Below are 311 nucleotides of genomic sequence, written 5' to 3'. Positions count from 1 at the left end.
GTCCCCCTCGTCAGGCCGGGATCGGTCGGGGGGAGGCGTATGACGGGAGCCGAGACGTTCGGCGCCGTCTCCCTCGTGCCGCCGCTGTTAGCGATCGTGCTCGCGATGGTGACGCGGAAACCGGTCCTCTCGCTGTTCTTGGGGATCTGGTCCGGGGCCGCGATCTACACGACGAACCACGGCGTGGTCCAAACGCTGGACTGGCTCGTCTCCTCGATCGGCGAGAGCACGTTCAACGCGAAGATCATGCTGATCGTGCTGTTCCTCGGGGCCGGCGTCGCGCTCATCTGGCGGCTCGGCGGGGCGAACGC

At 67.8% G+C, this 311-nt stretch carries 1 pseudogene; it reads left to right on the top strand.

Annotated features, from left to right (window positions below):
* Positions 1 to 39: 39 nt before the first annotated feature.
* Positions 40 to 311, top strand: a pseudogene (locus EXE45_RS18630) (Na+/H+ antiporter NhaC family protein); the annotation flags it as partial.

This window comes from Halorubrum sp. SP9 (assembly GCF_005435015.1).
GTDB classification, from domain to species: Archaea; Halobacteriota; Halobacteria; order Halobacteriales; family Haloferacaceae; genus Halorubrum; species Halorubrum sodomense.
Note: the sequence above shows the minus strand (reverse complement) of the source record. Positions and strands in the feature narration are given on the sequence as shown.